The sequence below is a fragment of the Mycoplasma sp. CSL10137 genome, assembly GCF_017116845.1.
GTDB lineage: Bacteria > Bacillota_I > Bacilli_A > Mycoplasmatales > Metamycoplasmataceae > Mycoplasmopsis.
Genome location: NZ_JAFIRE010000003.1, coordinates 76,061 through 94,070, shown reverse-complemented (window position 1 = coordinate 94,070; position 18,010 = coordinate 76,061). Strand labels below are relative to the sequence as shown.

The following is an 18,010-nucleotide window of genomic DNA, read 5'->3' as shown; positions in this document are numbered from 1 at the left end:
ATTATGAGTAAAAAAGATTATTATGAAACATTAGGTGTAAAAAAAGACGCAACACAAGCAGAAATAAAAACAGCATATAGAAGTTTAGCTAAAAAATATCACCCTGATAAATTGAAAGATGGAACAAGTGACCAAAAAATGCATGAAATTAATGAGGCTTACGAGATTTTATCTAACGATGAGAAAAGAAAGATATATGACCAATATGGAGCTGATGCTGCACAAGGAAGAGCTGGAGCAGGAGGTTTTGACGAATCTTCATTCGGAGGTTTTGAAGATATCTTCGAAAATATTTTTGGTGGTGGTTTCAACTCTAGAAGAAGTCAAAGAAATAGTAACGAGCCTAGAAAAGGAAATGATAAACAAGCTTATAAAACTATTACTTTTATGGAAGCGTTTAATGGTGTTCAGTTTAAGGAAAAATTAGATAAATACGAATTGTGTTTACAATGTTCTGGTACAGGTGCAAAAGATAAAAGTTCTTATAAAACTTGTTCAACATGTAATGGTACAGGTGCTGAAACAAAACAATTTAATTCTTTTTTTGGTAGACAAATACAAAAAGTTGTCTGTTCGACATGTAATGGTCTAGGAAAAATAATAACAGATAAATGTACTTTATGTAAAGGTCAAAAATATACAAAAAGTTCAAAAGTTGTTAATATATCTATACCAAAAGGAGCATCTAATAATTTAGTTATAAAAGCTGAAGGTTTTGGAGAGAAAGGTTATAACGGCGGAAGACCAGGAGACTTGTATTTACAAATATATGTTCAAGAACATCCTTATTTTAAACGTGATGGATTAGATTTATATTTAAACTTTGACGTTTCATTTATTGATATTTTCATGGAAAATGAAGTTGATGTACCTACTCCACACGGTTTAACCAGAATTAAGATGAAAAAATCATATTCAAATGGTAAGATAATAAAAATACCCGGAAAAGGTATGATGAACTCAACAAGAACTGGTGATTTAAGAATTCAAATAAATATTATTATTCCTGATTTAGGCAGAAGTGATAATAAAAAGATTAACAAAGTTTTTGAAGATATAAAAGATAAAACAAATTATGATTTTGTAAAAAATGTTAATAATACCTTAAAATAAGAAAAGATGTAAAAAATACATTAAAAAGATACTTTTTATGTGTTTTTTTATTTTTTTATGTATAATTTAATTATTAAAAATGAAAGGATTTTAAATGAAAAAAGTATTATTTTTAGACGGTGCATTCTTCACAAACGAAGGATCATACACAACAACATTATTAAACGAATTTGAAAAGGTTGTAGAAAACCCTGAAAGAATTAATTTATCAGGTTCAGAATTTGATAAAACACATTTATCACAAACACATTTTCCATCATTTTACGCTGATGTTAATTCAGATAAATGAATAAACAAATTAAAAGAAACAGATTTATTAGTATTATCATCTACAGTTGTTAATTTTACAGTTCCAACACTTGTTAAGAACTTTATAGATGCAATTGCTGTTGCTGATAAAACTTTTTCATATAAATTATCAAAAGACGGAAATCCAGTTGGATTATTAAACAATTTAAATGTTGTTATCGTTAGTTCACAAGGTGGTCCTCAAGCAGAAGGAACAGAATCATTACAAAATCAATGATTACGTTCAGCTTTCAAATTTGTAGGTGCAAAAACTATTAACTTCATAAAAGTTAATGGAACAAAAATGCCGGATCTAATCAACGGTGATCGTGTTGCTTATGCAAAATCACGTGTTAACGAATTTAAAGAAATTATTGATAAATTATAATAAAATTGGTATTTTAAAAATCTAGATTTAAAAATATCTAGATTTTTATTTTTATTTTTTAAATAAGTTGTTTAACTTTTTATATTCAAACTCTTTTACTGTTTCTTCCAATTTTATTATAGACGGTTTATCATCGAATGGTTTAACATCTTGAACATTAATTCATAAAATTATTAAATAATATATAAGTATTTTTTGTTGTATTAAATATTCTTCTCAATACGATTCGTATCTATTCAAAAATATTTCTTCTTGTTCTTTATTTAAAAAAGATCCGGTTATAAAATAAGCTAAATCAAAGTGTTTATCGCCCATTGAAGCATATTCTCAGTCTATAAAAAATATTTTATTATCTGATGTTCTCTTAATAATATTTGCTGTGTATAAATCGTTGTGAAGAGGTCTATTGTGTTGACTTTTCGACAATATTAAATTAATACGTTTATAATACTTATCTAAAACTTCAATTTTAATATTTCTTTCTTTTAAAATTTGACGATATTTTTTAATTCTCGCTGAATGATTTGATTTAGGAAATTTTAACTCAGAATCATGCAAGGTTTTTAAATTATCTGCAATAGTTTCTAAATCATCTCTTGTAAATTCTGGATTTTTACCTTCAATTCATTGTCATTCAAGACATTTTGGTGTATCATCAACTAATTTAGGAACAAAATCAAATTTTTCTAATAATTTATAATCTAATTTGTGATTAAATCAATTATATTTTTTAATTTGATAAAAGTCGCCATTATCGTTTAAAAACGATTCATTTGTAAAGCCTATGTTTATTTTTTTCATTTTGCCTCTTAATTAATTATTTTTATTTGATTATATCACAATACAAAGTACAATTTATAATATATGATAAACTTTTTTGAAAAAGAAATTAATAATGAATATGTTGTATTTGATATAGGTAACTCTTCTATAAAGTATGCTGTTTATAATTGGAATTTTAAACTAATAAAATATAAATTTCAATTAACTAGTAATTTAAATCAAAAAAATATTTTAATAGATAAAATGAGAACTTTTTTAAGTGAAGCCATCAATTTAGAATGTAAACAAAAATTAATTCTAGGTTTTGTAAACGAAGAAATGTATATGTTTTTTAAAAAAATTCTCTTAGAATATTTTCCTGATTCTAAACCTTATATTATTAATAATAAAAAGAAATTCAAAACAGATTTTTCTGATGTAGATATTAATGAATTAGGGATTGATTTGATAGGATTATGTGAGTCAAATCATCATAAAAATGCTGTAATATTTAGTTTTGGAACCGCTTTAACTACAGTTGTTATAAAAGATAATAAATTAATATCGGTAGCTATTGCACCCGGGTTTTATGAATCGTATTCACACCTTTTTGATAAAATAAATAAATTAGATAGAAAATACATGAGAACTAATTTGACAAACGACAAAGGAAACGACACTCATTCGGCATTAAATTTAGGTTGTAAAGCTCAAGTTTATGGATATATACAATATTTCTTATCTAAGTATTCTATAAATGAATTTCAATACAAAATTACAGGAAATGATCAAATAATAAATCAAATTAATATTCAAAATATTGAGCATGTTAAAACCGAAGTAATGGATGGTTATTTACAAATATTTATTAATAACAACTTAAAATAAATAAATTTAAAAAGATTATAACTTTTCTATGTTTTTTAGTTAATGATATTAATTTATATTATAAAATAACATGAAAATGCAATAAAATAATAACTTTTATATGTAAAATATAATAACTTTTAATTAGTAATCGTTTATAATATAAATATGATTTCAAAAAATGAAAAAATGAATGCTCTTATTAGTCAAAGAATAATTCCCGCAATCATTATTGCGGTTATTTTTATAATGTTTATTGCTATAAATAGATATAGCTTTTATTATAGTTATAATTTTGAACTTGTGCCATTTTGAATATTAAGGATTTTTTCTTTAATATTAATTTCTAGTTTTTTGTTCATTTTGTTATTCGAACTTACAAAAGCTTATTTACAAAAAACGAAATTATCAATTTTAATATCATTTATCGGAATTATTGGATTATTCGTTAATGATAAGTTTTTAATAAATATACTTATTTTAAATGGATCTAATCCTATTTTAGGTAAGGAGTTATTAGAAAATGGTCTTACCGACAGCATATTAAAGAGTAATATTTTTAATTATATATTAGGTAGTTGACAAACTTACATATTTATTTTATTATTAACAATAATATTTATGTTATTTAGATATTATTCCAATGATAATAAAACTAATTATTTAGCACTTTTACATAGGGGTATAAGTTTTTTCTTGTCAATTTTTGTTGCTATTAACTTTATAAAAACCTATATTTATTTAAATACTTTAAATACAGGTTTAGAATATATCATTATTTTCTTTATTTTTTCGGTTTCTTATGACACGGGCGGATTTTTTGGCGGCATGTTTTTTGGAAATAAACTATTTAAATCTAAGATGGCGCCATTAATTAGTCCTAAAAAAACTTGGGAAGGGGCTATTATTGGTTATGTGTTTGCTATTTTAATTGCTTTAATTTTTGTTTGAAGCTATTATAGTGTTACTCAAAAAAGTGGTGATAATATTTTGTCAGAATTAGTTTTTGATAAAGGAATTAAAAAAATAAGTTTTTCATTATTAATTATCGCTTCGCCTATTTTTGCATTGTTAGGTGACCTATATTTTTCATATATAAAGCGTAGATTGGAAATTAAAGATTTCTCTAAAATACTAAAAGGACATGGTGGTATTTTGGATAGGTTTGATAGTGTATCGTTTGTTTTTGTTTTATGAAGTTTAATCGGAATTATTGCTTGAAGAAGTTAGAAGGAGCCATATGTCTAAATTTAGAGATCACTTATTAAACAGTTTTGCTATTTATTCTGGTTTAAAATATGACCCAGAATTAGATGATGTTATTCTTGAACAAAATAGTGAAAAAGAGTTTACCTTTGTAATACATTCGATTTTGAATTTTAAAACATTCAAAAATTTATTATGAGCTACAAAAAATTCAAAAATTGCAAAAGAAAATAAATTTAATTTTATTGTTAAAAATTATGTATACGAATCCTTAGAATTTAGAGAATATCTTTTAAACATAATACCCGCATTAATTAAAAAAATACCAAAAGTTGCCGAATTAATTAAAAAAAATAGTTCCGCTTTAGTATTAAATCCAAATAATGGAACATATATAATAAAGCATGAATCAGACATTTCCGAAGAGGAAATTACTGAAGCTAGAAATATAATCAAAAATGATATGATTCGTTATGGATTTAAAGATTTTCAAATTGATTTTCAATTGGTAGAAACCATTAATAGTTTTAATCATATTGAAGAACATGATAAAGAACTTCAAAAGTATATAAAAGAACTTAACCAAAAAGAGGTTAATATTCAAAAAACAAATAGTTATAGTTCAAATTTTTATAACAACAATAATAATTCTAATTTTAGATTTAATAAATTTTCCAAAAATACATATAATCATGTAACGATAAAAGAAATGTCAACTTTCTCGGAGTTAGAAACAAATAAAAAAGTTCATTTTGAGGGCGAAATTTATCGTCAAGAAATTAGAAGGCTAGGTAATGTCTACGTGGCAAAATATAGTTTAACAGACTATAAAGATACCATAACAGTTTCTCACTATTTAGGTGAAGATAAAAACAATGCGACAATTTATAAAGTTGGACAATTTATTCTTGTTGATGGATTATTACAAATAAACAGATATGGTTTTGACTTAAATAAAAATGTTAGATCAGATAAAATTATTGTTGGAGATAATCCTTATCATAATGTTACTTTGGATAATTCAATAGAAAAGAGAATTGAATTATCAGCAAGAACTAAAATGAATACCATGGATGGTATTTTATCTGCGACAGATTTAGTAGAAATTGCTAAAAAACATGGTCACAAAGCCGTTGCAATACTAGATTCAAATTCGGTTCAAGCGTTTCCTGAATTTACACAAGCAGCAAAGAAAAATGGCATAAAACCCATTTATGGTGTTTCTTTTGATATTATCGAAAAAGGAAATAATATTATTTTAGGTGATTTTGACCCTAGTATAAATATTAACGATGCGGAATTTGTTGTTTTCGATATAGAAACAACTCATTTATCTCCAAGAATTGGGGAATTGATAGAATTTGGTGCAACTGTAATTAAGAACGGTGAGATTGTTAATAAGTCACAATTTTTTGTTAAAGCTAAAAAACCTCTTTCTGCATTTACAACTAACTTAACAGGTATTACTCAACAAATGATTGATTCTCAAGGTATTGAATTAGACGATGCGCTTGATAAAATTTATGAATTATTCAATAATAAAATAGCGGTTGCACATAATGCAAAATTTGACATGAACTTCTTGATACAAAAGTTTTTAGAAGCTAATAGAGAATTACCAAAAACAACATATATAGATACTCTTATGATTTCAAGAATTATTTTTGAAGATAAGAAAAAACATAGTTTAGGTGAATTTTGTAAGAACTTCGATGTTATTTATGATACCGAAGTTGCTCACCGAGCTGATTATGATGCGGAAGTTTTGGCTAGTGCTTTTAAGAACTCTATTTTTTGATTTGTCGATAACAATGTAGTAACATTGAGCGAGTTGAATGAATTTACTAGAGATGAAAAATTATTTTATTCTAAGTTAAATACTACTTTTAATCAATATTCAGTAATCGCTTTGAACAACGATGGTTTAAAAGAAATTTTCCAAATGATTTCAAAAACATTAACAGAACGTTTTTGAAACTCTCCAAAAATGTTTTTTGACGATTTACCAAAAAGTAAAAATATATTAATTGGTTCAAATGGTTTAAGGGGTGAATTAATTGATAAACTACTTTATTCGAATGATATAGAGTTAGAGAAAATCATTGAAAGATGTGATTATATAGAAATACCAGCGCCGCAAACACTTTCTCATAAATGAAGCGGAAAAGATGATTTTTCGAAAGAAGAAATAGAAGGGTTGCTTAAACATCTTGTTAATAAGGCAAAAAGTTTAAATAAGATGGTGGTTGCTATTGGTGACGTTAGATACGAAACTAAAGAAGATGCAATATTTTTCAAATCACTAGTATATTCAAAAGGAATTGGAAATACATCTCATTTTTTGTTTGATTATAGAAAGAAAGATAGTTTACAAATACCAACATTAAATTATTTAACAACCGAAGAAATGATTCATCAATTTAGTTTTCTGGGTCATTTAGATTTAGTAAAAGAAATTGTTGTGGAAACTCCAAATAAAATTGCAGATATGGTTGATGATAATATTGTTGTAACGCGAGAAAAATTATATACCCCTAAATTTGATAATTCAAATGTAAAATTAAAAGAGTTAGTTTATAGTAATGCACATAAGAAATATGGTGAAAAATTACCTGAAATTGTAGAATTAAGGATTAAACAAGAATTGGAACCTATTTTAAAATATGGTTTTGATGTTGTTTATTGAATTTCACATATTTTAGTAAAAAAATCTGAAGAAAATGGATATATCGTTGGTAGTCGTGGTAGTGTTGGTTCATCTTTTGTTGCAACAATGGCAGAAATAACTGAAGTTAACCCATTACCACCGCATTATATTTGTGATAATTGTAAATATTTTGAGCTAGTTAAAAATCCTCCAACTCCATCAGGTTATGATTTAGATGATAAAATGTGTGAAAAATGCAATATTTTAATGGATAAGGATGGGAATTCGATACCTTTTGAAACTTTCTTAGGCTTTCAAGCTGATAAAGTTCCGGATATAGACCTTAATTTCTCAAGTGAATATCAAGGATTTATACATGATTATATAAAGGAACTTTTCGGAGAATATCATACTTTTAGAGCTGGTACAATATCAACTATAAAAGATAAAACAGCATTTGGTTATATTAAAAAAGCAAACGAAGAGTTTAATTTTGGTTACACAAATAGTTATATAGACTTTTTATCATACAAAATTGAAGGAGTTAAACGTACTACAGGTCAACACCCTGGTGGTATTATCATTGTACCAAAAGAATTTGATGTAGAGTATTTTACACCAATTAATTATCCAGCCGATGATACTTCATTAAATTGAAAAACTACTCATTTAAATTTTGAATCTATTCATGATAATTTATTAAAATTAGATATTTTAGGTCATAGAGATCCTACCGCGATTGCTATGTTATCTAAGATGACAGGAGTTAATGTTAAAACGGATATACCTAAAAAAGATCCTAGAGTTATGTCATTATTTTATAGCACTAAAGAGTTAGGTATTCAACCTAGCGAAATTGGAGACGAGCCTACAGGTGCAGTAGGATTACCAGAATTTGGTACCAACTTTGTTAGAAAAATGCTTAAAGATGCAAATCCTAGAACTTTTTCAGACTTAATTTCTATTTCAGGATTATCACATGGTACAAACGTGTGAAAGGGTAATGCAGAAACATTAATCAAAGAACAAAATATGTCTGTAAGTGATGTCATTTCTTGTAGGGATGATATTATGTTAATTTTAATTAAAAAAGGTTTAGATCCCTTATTTTCATTTAAGGTAATGGAAAAAGTTAGAAAAGGTAAAGGATTAAGCCCGGAAGAACAATCAGAGCTAAAGAAAAATAATATTCCGGAGTGAATGATAAAAAGTATGTTAATGATTGAGTATATGTTCCCTAAGGCACATGCTACAGCATATGTAATTATGGCTTGACGTATTGCTTGATTTAAGTTATATAAACCATTGGAATATTATTCAACATATCTATCAATACGTGTATCAGAGTTTGATATTAAAGTTATTGTAGATGATTTTAAAGCGGTAAAAATTAATGAAAAAATTAACGAAATTAATAAATTAAAAGATAAAAAGAAATTAGATGAAGATCTTCTAGTAACTTTAGAAATAGCACGTGAAATTTATGCTAGAGGTTATAAAATTTCTAATATTGATTTAATGAAATCTAAAGCAGATGAATGAATAATTGATTATGAAAATAACGCTTTAATTCCGCCTTTTACATCTGTTAAAGGTTTAGGTCTTGCGGCTGCCCAAAAATTAGTTCAAGCTCGTGAAGAAAGACCGTTTATTTCGAAAGAAGACTTTAAATTAAGAAGTGGTGTAAATAAAACCATAACAAACGTGCTAGATGAATTAGGTGTTCTTAAAGATCTAACAGAAACTAATCAAATGTCATTATTTACATTATAATTAAGGAGAAAAAATGAATAAACCAAAAGTAATTTTTATAGACCTAGACGGAACAACTTTAGATGGTCCAGGCGAAAAATTTTGACACAAAGAAGCCACAGAATATACAAAAAATATAATTAGAAAACTTCAAACACAAATTCCGGTTATTGTATCAACCGGGAGAGGTGTTAACCCAAAAACAGCTAAAATAGTTAGAGATTTAGGTTCTGAAACTTATATTGCTTGAAATGGTGCACAAACAGTTGTAAAGGGAGAAGTAGTTAATAAAGAAATAGTAGATCCAAAAGTTGCTCAAGAACTTTTTGATGAAATTAAAAAAAGTAAATCTTTTGTAGTTTATAATTCAAACTCAAGAGATTTGGCGTTTGTCAAAAACTGATTTTATAAAATTCTTATGGGATTTGGTAAGAAAAATGCTAAAAGATATAAGGATTACAAAAATGATTTTGATGTATACAAGGCTCTTATTTGAAATTTAAATAAGGATAGAATCAAAGAATTAGCTAATGAATGAGGCAAAAAATTCGAAGGTAGATTAACTGTTACAATTAGTGGAAATAATAATATACTAGAAATAACAGGAGCAAATGTATCTAAAGGTGATGAAGAGTTAAGATTATGTAAACTGTGAGGGATCGATCCAAAAGATGCAATTCATATAGGCGATTCGATGAATGATGCATCTGCAAAAGGCAAGATAGGAAAACTTGTTGCCATGGCAAATTCAGTTGATGAATTAAAACAAATAGCTGACGAGGTTACAAGTCATTCATGTAATGACTCCGGACTCGCTAAGTATTTAAAACAATTTATAGAAGAATAAAAAAAGATATTCGGTATTTACTGAATATTTTTATAAACTTATACAATGCAATGGAAAATATGAAATAAAAACATATTTTTATAAAAAATAATATAAAAATAATATAATAAATATACTATATAGTTATCTTTTGAAAAAAAGATTCTTTTAATAAAAAATAAAATAATAAATTAGGAGATTTATGAAAAAAAATGATTTTGATAGTAAAGATTATTTAGATAAAGTTCATGCTTGATGAAGAGCTGCAAATTATTTATCATTAGGTCAAATGTACTTAAGAAATAATCCTTTACTTTTTGATAAAATTCGTCCAGAAGATATTAAAATGTATCCAATTGGGCACTGAGGAACAATACCTGGTCAAAACTTAATTTATGCACACTTAAATCGTGTAATAAATAAATATGATTTAGAAATGTTTTACATTTCAGGTCCAGGTCATGGTGGACAAGTTATGATTTCTAACTCATTTTTAGACGGAAGTTATTCAGAACTATTCTCAGAAATTACAAATGATACTGAAGGGTTAACAAGAATGTTTAAAAGATTCTCATTCCCTGGTGGTACAGCGTCTCATGCTGCTCCCGAAACACCTGGTTCAATTCATGAAGGTGGGGAATTAGGGTATTCAATTTCGCATGCAGTAGGTGCTATTTTAGATAACCCAAATATTATTGCGGCAACAGTTATTGGGGATGGTGAAGCAGAAACAGGTCCTTTAGCAGGAAGTTGATTCTCATCATCATTTATTAATCCTGTAAATGACGGGGTTGTATTGCCTATTGTTCATGTTAATGGTGGAAAAATTTCAAACCCTACAATTTATGCTAGAAAAACTGATAAAGAAATTTCAGATATGCTGGCAGGTTATGGTTGAGAAGCTATTTTTGTTGAAGCTGACCCAAAAGATACTATTGGTATTCATGAGCTAATGGCAGAAAAATTTGATTTAGCAATCGAAAAAATTAAAGCAATTCATGCTGAGCAAAGACAAAGACCAGCTGAAGAAGCAACAAGACCTGTTTGACCAGCTTTAATTGTTAGAACACCAAAAGGTTGAACATTACCTGAAAGAATTAATAACTTAAAATATGAAGGAAGTTTTAGAGCTCACCAAGTACCAGTTCCTGTTACTTCTGAAAACCCAAAAATGATTGATGAATTAGAAAATTGATTATTATCATATAAACCACATGAATTATTTAACGAAGATGGTTCTTTTAAAAAAGAATTTGCTGATATCGCGCCAAAAGGTGAAAAAAGAATGGCAATGCACCCAATTACAAATGGTGGTGTAAACCCTACAACACTTAATTTTGGAAATTGAGAAGATTTTGCACTTAAATTTACTAAACCTGGTGAAGTTAAAGACCAAGATATGGTAACAGCTAGCTATTGATTTGCTGATATTATCAAAAGAAATCCAACAAACTTTAGAGCTTTTGGACCTGATGAAACTAAATCAAATAGATTATTTGAAGTTTTAAAAGTAACAAATAGACAATGAATGGAAAAAATTAATCCTGAATTAGATGAAGCTTTAAGTCCTGCGGGAAGATTAATTGATTCTCAATTATCAGAACATCAAGCAGAAGGATTCTTAGAAGGTTATGTATTAACTGGACGTCACGGATTCTTTGCTTCATATGAATCATTTTTAAGAGTAGTTGATTCTATGTTAACTCAACATATGAAATGAGTTGTTAAAGCAAATAAAATTTCATGAAGAAAAGATTATCCTTCATTAAACGTTATTGCAACATCAACTGCATTCCAACAAGATCACAATGGTTATACACACCAAGATCCAGGTATTTTAGGACACTTAGCAGATAAAAGACCTGAATTAATCAGAGAATATTTACCTGCAGACTCAAATACATTATTAGCAGTTTTAGATAAATCATTTAGAGAAAGAAATGTAATTAACTTAATTGTTGCGTCAAAACAACCTAGAGATCAATTTTATAACGTAGAAGAAGCGAGAGAATTGGTTGAAAAAGGTTACAAAGTAATTGATTGAGCATCAACCGTTAAAGAAGGTGAAGAACCAGATTTAGTTGTTGTAGCTGCAGGAACAGAACCAAACTTAGAAGCATTAGCTACAATTTCAATTTTAAATAAACATTTTAAAGATCTAAAAATCAGATTCGTTAATGTTGTTGATTTATTAAAATTAAGACATCAAAGTATTGACCCACGTGGTTTATCAGATGAAGAATTTAATTCAGTGTTTACAACAAATAAACCAATATTATTTGCGTTCCACGGATTTGAAGGTTTAATTAGAGACTTCTTCTTCTCACGTAGAAACCACAATTTATGAGTTCACGGATACAGGGAAAATGGTGATATCACTACATCATTTGATATTCGTTTAATGTCACACATGGATAGATTCCACATGTCTAAAACAGCCGCTAGAGCAGTGTATGGTCAAGAAAATGTTAAAGATTTCTTAGATTTAATGGACGAAAAAATCGCATACCACAACTACTATATAAAAGAAGTTGGTATTGATATTGATGAAGTTAGAAATTGAAAATGAGAAGATTTAAATAAATAATAACAGAGAAAAACTGAACTTTAACAAGTCCAGTTTTTGTTTTTAATAATAAAAATTTTATATTTAAAACGAAATCTATTTTTTAAAAAATTTAAAAAATCATAAATTTTAATTTAAAAACCTTAGTCTTGTAAAAGGGCTAAGGTTTTTAACTAATAAATAGTCTAGAGTAGTTTCGTATTTTTTTCAACTATTTATCTTTGAATTTGTTATTAATTGCTAAATGCAATTGATTAGAAAGTGAATTTAACGCTTTTGTACGATTATTTGATTCAATTTTTTTAGTCATTGTTTCAGAATTATTTTTAAATAGCAGCGAAACGTTTAATTCAACCTTATCTTTTGATATTTGTTTTTCAGTGATATCAGTAATTTCGATTTTATATTTCTCAAATTTATTTTTTAAGCTAGCAAAAGGTCTTGATTCCTTTTCGTAAGCGACTATTTTTGATGCTAAATCATCGGTTTTTTTATTTTTTGCTTTTGGTTTATCTATATTTTTAATATAGTTAGCAATATAATTTTTAACTTCAGATTTTAATTTATCTTTTTTAGGTGCAGAAACTTTAAAGTCATGGTTAGTGTTTTGGTTATTAAGTTTCAATTTACCTACAAAAAATCAAGTTGTAATGCCGCTTTGCTTGCTTTCAAATTTAAATGTTAGTGATTCGACTTTACTTAAATCGTCTTTATTTACATACTTTTCTAAATCTTTTTTAGAAGGAGTATTTAAATTATTCTCATAATCACTTAAACGGCTAGTAGATCATTTATCTAATTTTACAATTACATCGTTAATCGAATCTTTTTTCTTTGACTTTTTAGACTTAAATTCAACTAAATTACTATTGTTTAACTTATCTTTAACAGATATTATACTTTCTCAATTATTGTTTGAACCTTCCTTAACAAGTTGAGAAAGTGTATTTGTAACATCAATAATATTTAATTTTATTAGTTTATCAATATTACTTTTTTCTGTTGGAATTTTGAATGCTACTTTATTTTGTTTAGAAATTGCAACTTCTTTACTATTTTTAACTGTATTATTAATAATATTTTCGTCACTTTTTCCAGAAGATTCACCAATTTGTAGTAGTCTAATTACAACATCACGAGTAATATTAAAATCATAATTTGAGTCTATATATACAGCTCCAATGATTGCTTCAATAATATCAGCATTTTCTTTAGAGCTATCGTCCTCGTCGTTTGTTCGACTAGAATGCTTTAATTCATTAATGTTAATTGTTTTTGCGATTATTTTTAAATGATCATTTTTAAAGTAACTTTGTGATTCATCGTTTATTTTACCTAAATCAACCTCAATGTCTAAGCTAGGGATGTCTTTTTTCTTATATTTACCAATCAAATACTCTTTGACAACTAAATTGAGAACAGGATCCCCTAAAAACTCAAGGTATTCATTATTTACGGTTTTTAGACCGTTTTCTAAACTTCCACCATTACTATTTGTATTTGAGTATCCTTTAGTAATTAAGGCTTGGTGTAATAAAAGTGGATTTTTGAATTTGTACTTTAATATATTATTTTGTAGTTTAATCATATTTATCTCCTTTATTTTTTGTAAATAGGTTTAAAATATGCGAAACTACTCATTAATATTTTATAATAAATAATTAAACTCAATAAACATTTGTTTTAATAAAAAAGCAAACAAAACGAATGCTTTTATTTTAAGTCTTCTAATATTTTTAAAATATTATCATAAGAACTAAAGGTTTGAGTTTCTAAGTGTTGAGACTCAACTGCCTCCTAATTCATGTACATCTTCCACTTTTTTAAAAATATTAAAAAGTATTTTATATTAATATTTTATTTAATATTTAGTTTAATGTGAAAAAACATTTTTTATGTCTATTTTTATGTCTAAAAAATATTTTTTCACTTTTTATTAAAATTTATATATAAGTATATAATTTCAAATATTGATTAAATATTCATAATAAGGACGGTACTAAAATGAAAAAGAAAATATTATTATCAATGATATCGACAGTGATTCTACCTACAATTGCGGTGGTTTCTTGTTCACAAAATAAATATAATTCTCCAAAAAAAGAAGAGAATAAAAAAGATATTAAAAATAATGATAACTTAGCTAAAACAGAATCACAAAATAATAAAACTAATAGTGATACTACACCAAATAAAAATGAAAATGTGGCGGATTCAACGAACTCAAACGCCAATGCTCAAGACCAAAGTAATGTTGCAAATACACAAACTAATGAAAAAACAACTAATCCCGAAAACACAGGTGAAAATCAATCAAATAGTAATGCTAATGAAGTTGGAGGGAGTGGAGCACAAAATCAACCTTCGAAACCGAACCCTGAAATGCCTTTTATACCTGATGCTGATTTTTTCAATAATTTAAGAAAAAGAGATCACCAATATTCAATGGATGTAAATAAGTTTACAAAGCCTAGCGAAAAAGACATTTATAAAGAAATATATGACCGTACATTTGCGATTAAATTTGGTGTAAATTTAGGCACTGACGATAGTTCGTTTTTAGCAACTTCAGGTGGTACTGCTTGATTGCTTGATTATCATGAACAAAATGAAAACAAATACAAGTTGTTCTTAGCTACTAATTTACATGTTATCGGTATGTTATCTAATACTTTAGAAGAAAGTGTTGCAAAGCAATTAAATTACGATGACGAAAGAGGTTTTAAGGCTAATTCTATTTCGATTGGAAAAAGTAGTGAATATATAACTGATTTTGAAGCTAAAAATAATAATTTTAATTACGCGGGTGATGAACGTTATAGAGCAAAATGATTAACAAATAATCAATTATTCACAAATAGAGAAAGAAGTGATGATGACGCTTCCAGAACACAAATAGCTCAGACAGATGCTATTTCAAAACCTAAATTAATTTTTGCAGGTTATGATTTTATGAAACATGAATATATAAATAAGTATCAACAAGAGGCTAGAAGAAAAACTCAAGAACGTTTTGAACAGTTAAAAGCTCAAGATTATGAAGATATTAACGATAAGAGCAATTCAATTTGAGCACTTAATAATACTTTACAAAATAATAAATATATACCTTTTTACACTGACTTTGCTGTTTTTGAAATAGATGTAGATTTTTCAAAAATGGATGATACTCATTCGAAATGATTTAAAGATGCAATTGATGCTTTAAATAAATACATCAAAAGAAATAAAGATAATACAACACCTAACCAAGACAAGTCCGTTTCGACATACACACTTACAACTGATTACATAAGTGCAATGCAAAATTCCGGAGAAAACTTAACCAATGCAAAAGATATTTATATCGGTGGATATCCAGCTTTAGGTTCATCTTCATCAGCTTGAAGTCGTAATAATCCAACAGAGAGAAACAGTGACGAAAATTGATATACAGGTACTTCAAAAAATTCAGAAACTTTTGGATTACCGGCTAGAGCTTATGAAGAAAAAATGACAAATAATAATTTTTCTCCATATACAGAAATATTCGGTAAAACATTAGCTGATTTCTACGGATTTACACAAAGAATTAACTTTTCATCATTATATTATGGAGCATCAGGTTCAGTTGTTTATAATGAATTTGGACAAATTATTGGTGCATATAGTGGTGTAAGTAGTAATGTAGATTATGGTGATTTAAGTAAATCAGGTTCATTTACACCTTTATTATTATCAAATGATTATACATTCAATAACGATACTATTAAGGCATATAACTTGATTGACGGAAGTGATAAAACTAAATATTCTGCTCAAACCGCTTCATATCGTGAAAACTTAAGTAAAATTTACCCAAATGGGTTTGAAAATGGTAAAAAAGATACCGCAATATTTACAAAAGGTTATTAAAATAAGAAAGCAAAATTAAGTGATAAGATCTTAATTTTGCTTTTTAATATAATTGTATTTAGAAATTTAACAACTCAAAATATAAATTTTAAATTTGAATTATTGTTGAAACAATAATTCAACTTTTTTATATTTATTTGTATTTTTTGACTTAAATTCAATAAAAATGACAAAAATATGTTTTTAATTTTAAATTTATTATTATTAAATATAATTTTCAATCATATAAAATAAATAAAAAGGAGAAAATGACAAATTTAGTATTAGTTTTTGCTTTTTTGTTAATACCAATGTCTTTATTATTAATAATGGTAAATAATACAAAGTGAAATTTTAAAATGTATATTGTATTACTTGACAGTATGCTTAAAAAATTAAAGAACAATAATTTAAAGATAAATGATAAACAATTAAAGAGAATTTTAAAAACATTAACTGTTTTGGTTTCTTGATTATTTGTGATTAGTTTATTTGGTGTTGCGTCTGTAGTTATTAATGTTATAACAATTATTTCTAAAACAAGCAATTTTATTGCGTTAATACCTTATTTACCATTAGTTTTATTATTTATACCACCAGTAATATTTTTATTTTTATTTGTAAGAGTATTAGTAATTCTTATTAAATTTAAGAAACTAAATAATAATAAAGATGTTTTATTAGAAGAAAAGCTTGACGTAAATAAAAGCAACTTAGAATTTAAAAATATTTTTAAATCTAGACGAATGATATATTCATATAAATTATCTGCACAAATTTTTATGTTTTGAAGCAATAAAATAATTAATGTACGTAAATTTGATATGGATAGATTTTTAAAGAATATAAATAATAAAGAAGAATTTGAATATATTACATATTTATTATTGTTTTCTGGTTCAAACCACATCCTTGATAACCAAAACAATTCTTTAAGCGATGAAGAAATTATTAAAATTTGAAATAATTTAGATGATGTTTATTCAAATTTTAATAAGTAAAAGGAAATAAAAAACATGGATAGTATATATTTATTCATTATAATTTTTTTAGCAAACCTTACTTATGTTAGTTTTTGTTTTAGGATACCATTTTTAAATGTTAAATTTTTTTATTCTGTATTTAATTCATTGTTTGTTAATTCGAAAAATAAAAATTTAAAAATTAATCAGCAAATTGAAAAAATAATTAAAAGAAAAATAAGAAATTTCTTAATTTACACTTCTTTCCTAACGATTTTGTCAATTGTTTTAATTCCTCTAATTATTTTTTATTCAATGAATGAAACTATTGAAGTTTCAAGAAAATGAGGAATAATTTGGGTTGTTTTAGGTATAATCACTCTTATTCCTATTTTATATTTTAATATTCTTTGAATCAAAACTTTTTCTAATTATCTTAAATATAAAAAGATTAATTTAAGTAAATTTACATTGGAAGAAGAAGTTAAAATCGAACCACAAAAAATAAATGAAAAAATTTTTAGAGTAAGAGAACTTTTAATAACTATTAATAATAAAAATAATGAAGTTGAATCGACATTAGCTTCGATATTTAATATAACTAAAAAACAGAAGCAATTTGATTTTTACTTTTATTTATTACTTTTCTCAGGTAATAATCATATTTCATTAAATGATAATACTTTCAGCATTGAACAAATAATAAATTATTGAAATAATAGAGAAAATATTTTTAATGAATTGTTATAAAATAAAAGCC

12 protein-coding genes are annotated in these 18,010 nt (G+C 26.0%); 10 read left to right on the top strand and 2 right to left on the bottom strand.

Going from position 1 to position 18,010, the window contains the following annotated elements:
- Positions 1 to 3 precede the first annotated feature (3 nt).
- Together JXZ92_RS02270 and JXZ92_RS02265 are read left to right on the top strand one after the other, a co-directional pair.
- Positions 4 to 1,113: a DnaJ C-terminal domain-containing protein gene (locus JXZ92_RS02270; RefSeq protein WP_241006948.1), complete on the top strand. Its 1,110-nt coding sequence runs from the start codon at positions 4 to 6 to the stop codon at positions 1,111 to 1,113.
- A 94-nt stretch (positions 1,114 to 1,207) separates the two neighbouring features.
- Positions 1,208 to 1,789, top strand: coding sequence for an FMN-dependent NADH-azoreductase (locus tag JXZ92_RS02265; RefSeq protein WP_205852163.1), 582 nt, complete (start codon positions 1,208 to 1,210; stop codon positions 1,787 to 1,789).
- A 51-nt stretch (positions 1,790 to 1,840) separates the two neighbouring features.
- Here JXZ92_RS02265 and JXZ92_RS02260 read toward each other — a convergent pair whose 3' ends face one another.
- Entirely contained in the window at positions 1,841 to 2,590 is a 750-nt protein-coding gene (locus tag JXZ92_RS02260) for a phosphotransferase (protein ID WP_205852162.1), read from the bottom strand.
- Positions 2,591 to 2,653: 63 nt separating this feature from the next.
- Here JXZ92_RS02260 and JXZ92_RS02255 point away from each other — a divergent pair, with 63 nt between their 5' ends.
- From JXZ92_RS02255 to JXZ92_RS02235, 5 genes are all read left to right on the top strand, one after another.
- A complete protein-coding gene (locus JXZ92_RS02255; protein ID WP_205852161.1) occupies positions 2,654 to 3,439 on the top strand; it encodes a type III pantothenate kinase in 786 nt (261 codons plus the stop codon).
- Positions 3,440 to 3,586: 147 nt separating this feature from the next.
- Positions 3,587 to 4,648, top strand: a complete 1,062-nt coding sequence (locus JXZ92_RS02250) for a phosphatidate cytidylyltransferase (RefSeq protein ID WP_205852160.1) — start codon at positions 3,587 to 3,589, stop codon at positions 4,646 to 4,648.
- Between the two features lie 10 nt (positions 4,649 to 4,658).
- Positions 4,659 to 9,044, top strand: a complete 4,386-nt coding sequence (locus tag JXZ92_RS02245) for a PolC-type DNA polymerase III (protein WP_205852159.1) — start codon at positions 4,659 to 4,661, stop codon at positions 9,042 to 9,044.
- Positions 9,045 to 9,057: 13 nt separating this feature from the next.
- Positions 9,058 to 9,870, top strand: a complete 813-nt coding sequence (locus JXZ92_RS02240) for a Cof-type HAD-IIB family hydrolase (RefSeq protein ID WP_205852158.1) — start codon at positions 9,058 to 9,060, stop codon at positions 9,868 to 9,870.
- 181 nt (positions 9,871 to 10,051) lie between these two features.
- Positions 10,052 to 12,436 carry a phosphoketolase gene (locus JXZ92_RS02235; RefSeq protein ID WP_205852157.1) on the top strand — a complete coding sequence of 795 codons (2,385 nt, stop codon included), beginning with the start codon at positions 10,052 to 10,054 and terminating at the stop codon, positions 12,434 to 12,436.
- A gap of 190 nt (positions 12,437 to 12,626) precedes the next feature.
- Here JXZ92_RS02235 and JXZ92_RS02230 read toward each other — a convergent pair whose 3' ends face one another.
- Positions 12,627 to 14,003 (bottom strand): ribonuclease III domain-containing protein, encoded by a 1,377-nt coding sequence (locus tag JXZ92_RS02230; RefSeq protein WP_205852156.1) that lies wholly within the window; start codon positions 14,001 to 14,003, stop codon positions 12,627 to 12,629.
- A gap of 416 nt (positions 14,004 to 14,419) precedes the next feature.
- On the opposite strand from JXZ92_RS02230, the gene JXZ92_RS02225 reads away from it, so the two are divergent.
- The 3 genes from JXZ92_RS02225 (at position 14,420) to JXZ92_RS02215 (ending at position 18,000) form a co-directional block, all read left to right on the top strand.
- Entirely contained in the window at positions 14,420 to 16,309 is a 1,890-nt protein-coding gene (locus JXZ92_RS02225) for an MIP family Ig-specific serine endopeptidase (protein ID WP_205852155.1), read from the top strand.
- 248 nt (positions 16,310 to 16,557) lie between these two features.
- Positions 16,558 to 17,289, top strand: a complete 732-nt coding sequence (locus tag JXZ92_RS02220) for an MAG0920 family protein (RefSeq protein ID WP_205852154.1) — start codon at positions 16,558 to 16,560, stop codon at positions 17,287 to 17,289.
- Positions 17,290 to 17,565: 276 nt separating this feature from the next.
- A complete protein-coding gene (locus tag JXZ92_RS02215) occupies positions 17,566 to 18,000 on the top strand; it encodes a hypothetical protein (protein ID WP_205852153.1) in 435 nt (144 codons plus the stop codon).
- Positions 18,001 to 18,010: the final 10 nt, after the last annotated feature.